The organism is Acidovorax sp. (assembly GCF_022763525.1).
GTDB lineage: Bacteria > Pseudomonadota > Gammaproteobacteria > Burkholderiales > Burkholderiaceae_C > Acidovorax.
The window spans coordinates 1-3851 of sequence record NZ_JALEGG010000225.1 but is presented as its reverse complement, the minus strand read 5'-3'; the positions used below and the strand labels follow the sequence as shown (position 1 = coordinate 3851).

The window sequence follows — 3851 nt, the reverse complement described above, 5'->3', positions numbered from 1 at the left end:
TGGGGTGTCCACCCCAGCAACGCTCATGGCTCAGCCCTCGCTTTTGCTGGTCATGGACAGCTTTCAGTATGGAGTCTCGCCAGCCGTACGGCGAGGCACTACTGGCCAGGCATCTCGGTGGGTTCGAACATCACTTGCGTGCCCATCAGCTTTTTCGACCATTCCTGCATACGCGGCGCGGCAGTCGTTGAATACGGCTCCGAGGGCAAGGGCGTACTCAAGGACGGCGGCGGGGGGAGCTGCAGCGAGGCGGCGGGCGGCTTCGGCGGATTGGTCCCGCAGGCCGTCAGAGGCACGGCGCAGATGGTCAATTTCAGTGCGCAGAAGCGCTTCACGGGTTCGGGCAGCATTCAGGGCCTCCTGGTAGGTAGTAGTGATGCCGCGCTCGTCGGCGCGGGCCTGCTTGACGGAGCGCATCACTTCGCCAGCGGCTCGAACCTCGGCATGGGACATTTCCAGGCGCACATCCGCGACAGCTGCGTCCATGCGGGCGTCCTGAAAGAACCAGGCGCAAGCAGCGGTGATGAAGGCCGTGGCAAGGTGGGTTACAAGGGTCAGGTTCACGGGCTACTCCTGGCGCACGGAATCAGCGCACCGAGTCAGCGGCACGTTGCCCAGGCGATGGTCCGCCCAGCCCACGATGAACATGGGCTTGTTCAGGCTCATGTAGTGGGCGCCCTGCTGTACGTCGATGAGCTTCACGACAAGCGCACAGGCTTTGAAGCGTCCACGCTTACGCTCCAGCGCCCGGTATGCAGCCAGCGTCTGCGGCCCGATCTGGCCATCTTCAGCCACCTGCGGGTAATCCTGCCCGCCCCGGCTCATGAGATTGAGCGCGGTCTGGAACCAGCGCGATGCGCGCGACGTGCCAGCGTTCACGCCTGCATCCACGATCTTCTGGCCCACGGCGGGCGACATCGCAATGATGGGCTCAAAGCCTGGGCGCGCGACGTAGTCCTTGATGTAGATGGCCTGCGCTCGCTCCTTGGGCAGGTCGCGCATGGGCCCGGTGTAGCCGTCCTGGCGGGCGACTGCAACGGTGATGCCGTGGTTTGTCTCTCCGCCTGGGTCAGCCGGATTGTTGCTGTATCCCTTCTCCACGGCGAACACGGCGCCGATGATGGTCAGCACCGCAGCCCCGAGCGAGCCCCAGACCTTGGCCTTATCGCTCATCTTCGTCCTCCCGCCCGCCAGGCGTAGGCACTGAGGTGAGAGGTGCGAGATCGCTGGGGGGCGGGCCCACGTCCACACCTGCAAGCATGAGGTCCATGCGCAGCGCTCGCTCTGCCGCTTTCTGCGCGGCTTCAACACGCTGCAGTTCCAACGCCTGCTCGGTCGCGCGGGTGTTGAGCGCCAGCTCAAGGTCGCGCCGATTGCTGGCCTTGCGCTTGTAGTGCACGTTGGTCAGGTAGCCCGCCAACGCAATGAGGAGCCCAATGATCCCCACCATGTTGTTGATGAGGAACGTGCCGACGACACTCGTGGTCGCGCCCGCCGTCGTTACTTTGCTGCCCACGTTGGCCAGGGTATCGAGAGTTTCAGTCTTCATGTTCAGAGCCTCCGCAGCATGAGGACTGCCAGACCGTCCCCACCGCGACCAGAGAACCAGCCTGTGGTGCTTGTGATATGCAATGCGGCGCCACCGCCACCGATACCGGCCTGCGGCAGGGTGATGACGGTTGTGGAACCGTTGAAGGCGCCACCCATGCCCCCAAAAATGCCAGAGGCCTTAAGGTTTGCCACGGTATCCCCCGAGCTGCCTCCACCTGGGCCGGGGGCCACGTTCGTGTACCCGCCGCCACCGAAATAGTCCAAGCACCATGTTGCATAGGTCGCCAAGGACGAAACGGAAGCCTGGGTGCGAACTCCAATCGCGTTGACCCCTGCCGAAGCCGCAGCAGAAAGGGCGTTGTCACCGGGGCCACCAGATCCGCCACCGGGCGAAAAACTCGCAGAGGTCGCGGTGTTCTTATCGCCGCCCTGCCCGCCAACGCCAGCACCACCGGCGCCACCAGTACCAGTGTTGAAAGACCCACCGACCAGCCGTGTCGCTGGGTCGCTCCAACCCATGATGTTCACGGCCCCGCCGCCGGCCACACCAAAAGATGCGGATGAAGCGGTGCCCCCGGGGCCGCCAGCGTAGTGCAGCGCACCATCGGCACCGACGGAGAATGCAGAGCCGCCAGTGCCCCCAGCCCCGCCGTTTTGGAACCCCGTCCCTACACCGCCCGGCTGGCCGCCGAGCGCGCGCAAGTCGAACCCCGAAGCGGTGAACATACGGGTTGTGCCACCGGCGACACCTTGTGTTTGGCCTACCGTGTTCCGGGTTTGGCCCGCCCCACCAGATGCAACAGTGACGTTGAGAACAGTCCCGGCGGCAAACTCCCTGCTGTGGAGCACGGCCACCTCGCCAGCACCAGCCCCGCCGACAGTTCCGTTGGAATATGTGATTCCGCCGCTTGCACCGCCACCGACCAGCAGGATGTCTGCCATGCAATGGAACGGCACCGTAAACGTGCCGTTTTGATTGAACAGGCGAAAAACCGCAGGCGCTGCGCCAAGCTGCGCGGCGAGCTTCGCCAGTCGGGCCTCGTTGAAGGCAAGAATTTCCATGTTCATCATCAGGCCTCGGATGCGGTCATGCCCGAGAGCACGCCGCCGGTGTACGCATAGGTCTCGGTGCGCGTGAGAGCGCCGCTCGGATAGCTGACCGTGTTGACGGTCCCGTCGGCGTTGTAGGTGATGCGGCAGCCACTTCTCGGAGATCCCCATCTTCTTGGCGAGGGCCAAAGCACCCCCGTGCTTGGCGACGATCATTTCGGCTTCAGTCATGTGTAGCGATACTACACGTGATTTAAGAAAAACGGAACACTCGTTTAGCAACGTTTGGTATCCGGCGGGCATAATGCGGAACATGACCGAACGACTGCGCCACGAATCGTTGACCCGCCTACTCGCCGTTGCTGCCGAGCACCAGATCGTCGGCCCCGCAGCACTTGCACGCGCGCTCAACGAGTCAGATCAGGTCGTGACCAACTGGGGTCGCCGAGGCGTGTCGAAGGCCGGGGCCCTCAACGCTCAACGTTTGTTTGGTGTTTCGCAGGCTTGGGTACTAAACGGAACGGAACCCAAAACCGTATCAGCCCCGGAGTTCAGCTCCCTGCCGGAACCTACTGTTGACGCAGCAATAGCCCGCATTGCACGGGCCTTGGATGGGTTGCCAGACGCAGCCCGCCAACAGGCAGGAGGGTTGTTGCAGGCGCTTTCGCTAGCGCCGGACAGCAGAAGGCTTCAGGCTAGCCTCTCATCTATCCTGGCAAATCGCCAGCCCTAATCCAGATTCGGAACGTAGTGCTCTGGCGCGAGGCCCATCAGGCTCGTGCGTGGGATGCACCTAAACCCCAGGGTGGCGTAGTAGCTGCGGAGCTTGGCAAGTGCGGGCTTGTAGCCCATCCGAAAGTCGTCCAGGCCAAGACGGCGGCGCGTTTCAACGTCTTTCGGGGATGTGGGCTCCGATTCAAACTGCAGCGGAAAGGGCTTCATGACGATGAGCCCTATTCCCATGCGGAACCGCTCGATCAAACCGCGTATGGCCAAGAGCCCTACCCCTTGGCCTCTGTGCTCGGGATACACGGCCAAGCGATCCAGAATCAACAGGTTGGGACGCCATATGGACTCGTCGCCGCAGACAGCCCTGGTTACCGACGCCCTGAAGTCCGTACCGCTCCAAGACCGTTGGAGGTAAAGAGGACCGTAGTAGGGAGCGGTTTTGCTGTCGGAATCGAATACGTGGAAGGGCTCCACGCCTTCATTGATGGCGGTTTCGAGGTCGACAACCAGGATGGAAAACG

General features: G+C 62.9%; 6 protein-coding genes. 1 reads left to right on the top strand and 5 read right to left on the bottom strand.

Annotation, left to right across the window (positions count from 1 at the left end):
• Positions 1–63: 63 nt before the first annotated feature.
• Genes MRY84_RS17560 through MRY84_RS17545 form a run of 4 tightly spaced genes read right to left on the bottom strand, consistent with a single transcriptional unit; the run spans position 64 to position 2619 of the window.
• Complete coding sequence (locus MRY84_RS17560; RefSeq protein WP_291506990.1) at positions 64–564, bottom strand: hypothetical protein; 501 nt, start codon at positions 562–564, stop codon at positions 64–66.
• 3 nt (positions 565–567) lie between these two features.
• A complete protein-coding gene (locus MRY84_RS17555) occupies positions 568–1173 on the bottom strand; it encodes a glycosyl hydrolase 108 family protein (protein ID WP_291506989.1) in 606 nt (201 codons plus the stop codon).
• On the bottom strand, positions 1163–1549 hold the full coding sequence (locus tag MRY84_RS17550; protein WP_291506988.1) for a holin: 387 nt from the start codon (positions 1547–1549) through the stop codon (positions 1163–1165). Before MRY84_RS17550 ends, MRY84_RS17555 begins: the two co-directional genes overlap by 11 nt.
• Before the next feature lie 2 nt (positions 1550–1551).
• Entirely contained in the window at positions 1552–2619 is a 1068-nt protein-coding gene (locus MRY84_RS17545; RefSeq protein ID WP_291506987.1) for a hypothetical protein, read from the bottom strand.
• A 295-nt stretch (positions 2620–2914) separates the two neighbouring features.
• Here MRY84_RS17545 and MRY84_RS17540 point away from each other — a divergent pair, with 295 nt between their 5' ends.
• Entirely contained in the window at positions 2915–3334 is a 420-nt protein-coding gene (locus MRY84_RS17540) for a hypothetical protein (RefSeq protein WP_291506986.1), read from the top strand.
• On the opposite strand, the gene MRY84_RS17535 is transcribed toward MRY84_RS17540, so the two are convergent.
• Positions 3331–3851, bottom strand: a 521-nt coding sequence (locus tag MRY84_RS17535; protein ID WP_291506985.1) for a hypothetical protein, incomplete at its 5' end; no start/stop codon positions are given. The two genes, MRY84_RS17540 and MRY84_RS17535, sit on opposite strands and share 4 nt — an antisense overlap.